The sequence below is a fragment of the Mesorhizobium sp. M7D.F.Ca.US.004.03.1.1 genome (assembly GCF_003998635.1).
GTDB lineage: Bacteria > Pseudomonadota > Alphaproteobacteria > Rhizobiales > Rhizobiaceae > Mesorhizobium > Mesorhizobium loti.
Genome location: NZ_RZQG01000914.1, coordinates 1 through 2,302 on the forward strand (window position 1 = coordinate 1; position 2,302 = coordinate 2,302).

Genomic DNA, 2,302 nt, shown 5'->3' on the forward strand with positions numbered 1-2,302 from the left:
AACGACGATGGCCGCATCTACCTGACGCAAACGAAGGTCGATGGGCTGATAGCAATCCGTTTCCAGATCGGTCAGTTCGAGGCGACCGCCGCCGATGTCGATATGGCCTTCACCGTCATCACGGAAATCGCGCGCGGAATAGCTTGATCAGGCACAATCTGGTTTGCGTTGGCGTTTGCCTTGGCAATCATATGTATTTCATTAGCCGGCTTATGCCTTTTCATCGGTTTCGTTTTCGACTATAGACAAGAAAAACGAAAACGGGAGGTTGCTTATGTATCTGTCGCCACGCCATGCCGAAATCATCCAGATGGCCAAGGATCATGGGCGCGTGCTGGTCGATGACCTGGCCACCCACTTCAATGTGACGCCGCAGACCATACGCAAGGATCTCAACGATCTGTGCGACCAGCGGCTGCTTTCGCGCATCCATGGCGGCGCGTTGTTCCCGTCCGGCATCGAGAACATGGAGTATGAGGCGAGGCGCAAGATCGCTGCCGACGAGAAGGAGGCGATCGGCCGTGCGGCAGCCAGGCTGATCCCCGACAATGCCTCGCTGTTCATCAACATAGGGACCACGACCGAGTCGGTCAGCAAGGCGCTGCTCGATCACAACGGTCTCATGGTCATCACCAATAACATCAATGTTGCCAATAGGATGCGGATATATCCGTCGATCGAGGTGGTGATTGCTGGTGGTGTTGTGCGCGGTTCCGATGGCGGTGTGGTCGGCGAAGCGGCGGTTGATTTCATCAGGCAGTTCAAGGTCGACTATGCGGTGATCGGCGCATCCGCCATCGACCATGACGGCGCCTTGCTCGACTTTGATTTTCGCGAGGTCAAGGTGGCGCAGGCGATCATCGCCAATGCAAGGCATGTCATCCTGGTTTCCGACCAGACCAAATTCGAGCGAACCGCACCGGTGCGCATCGGCCATCTGTCGCAGGTCAACACCTTCATCACCGACCGTTGCGACATCCCGTCGGTGCGCAAGATCTGCCAGGAGGCCGAGGTTCAGCTGATCGAGACGTCGCTCACCTAGGCGGTTTCGACCTGATATCACGCGCTCGTGATATTTCGTTTGACATTCGTTATCATTTCGAAATAATTCCGACACGGTTTCGTAAAAGCCCAAAAATGGTGCAATGCGAAATCGCTGGAGGAATTTGTGGACGCATCTCCGATCCGTGACATTTTCGTCATAGGTGGCGGCATCAATGGCTGCGGTATCGCCCGCGATGCCGTCGGGCGTGGCTTTTCCGTCTTTCTCGCAGAGATGAACGATCTGGCGAGTGGAACTTCCTCAGGTTCCACCAAACTGATCCATGGCGGCCTGCGCTACCTCGAATTCTACGAATTCCGCCTGGTGCGCGAGGCGCTGATGGAGCGCGAGGTTCTGTGGAAGAACGCGCCGCATATCATTTGGCCGATGCGCTTCGTGCTGCCCTATGCCAAGGGCCTGCGTCCGGCCTGGCTGATCAGGCTCGGTCTCTTCCTCTACGACCACATTGGCGGGCGCAAATTGCTGCCGGCGACTAGGACGCTGGACATGGCCAGGGATCCGGCCGGCAAGCCTTTGAAACCGCTGTTCAAGAAGGCCTTCGAGTATTCGGATGGCTGGGTCAATGATGCGCGACTGGTGGCGTTGAACGCGCGTGATGCCGCCGACCGCGGCGCAACGGTCCGGACCCGTACGAAAGTGGTCGGCGCGCGCCGCGAAAACGGTCTGTGGACGGTCCAGATCGAGGACCTGCAGACCGGCGAGACGGAGGAGATCAAGGCGCGCCTGCTGGTCAATGCCGCCGGACCCTGGGTCGATCATGTGCTTTCCGGCGTCGTCGGCCTCAACGACGTGCACAATGTCCGCCTCGTGCAGGGCAGCCACATCGTCATCGGCAAGAAATTCGACGATCCGCGCGCCTATTTCTTCCAGAACAAGGATGGCCGCATCATCTTCGCCATTCCCTACGAGGAAGAGTTCACCTTGATCGGCACCACCGACCAGGACTACCCCGGCGATCCGCATGACGTGAAGATCAGCGACACCGAGATCGACTACCTCTGCGCCGCGGCAAGCGAATATTTCGCGCAACCGGTCAAGCGCTCGGACATCGTCTGGACCTATTCGGCCGTCCGCCCGCTCTATGATGACGGCGCCTCCAAGGCGCAGGAAGCGACGCGCGATTATGTGCTGAAGGCCGATGGCGGCGAGGGCGCGGCCCCGATCGTCAACGCCTTCGGCGGCAAGATCACCACCTATCGCCGGCTGTCGGAATCGATGCTGGAAAAGATCGAGGGTTTT

The 2,302-nt window shown here is 58.6% G+C and carries 2 protein-coding genes and 1 pseudogene; all 3 read left to right on the forward strand.

All coding sequences use genetic code 11. The features are described 5' to 3' along the window. A pseudogene (locus EN935_RS42390) lies at positions 1-147 on the forward strand (aspartate aminotransferase family protein); the annotation flags it as partial. A gap of 127 nt (positions 148-274) precedes the next feature. Continuing rightward, positions 275-1,042, forward strand: a complete 768-nt coding sequence (locus EN935_RS31810) for a DeoR/GlpR family DNA-binding transcription regulator (RefSeq protein ID WP_109669141.1) — start codon at positions 275-277, stop codon at positions 1,040-1,042. A 126-nt stretch (positions 1,043-1,168) separates the two neighbouring features. Continuing rightward, on the forward strand, positions 1,169-2,302 hold a 1,134-nt coding region (gene glpD / locus EN935_RS31815), incomplete at its 3' end, for a glycerol-3-phosphate dehydrogenase (RefSeq protein WP_127374008.1).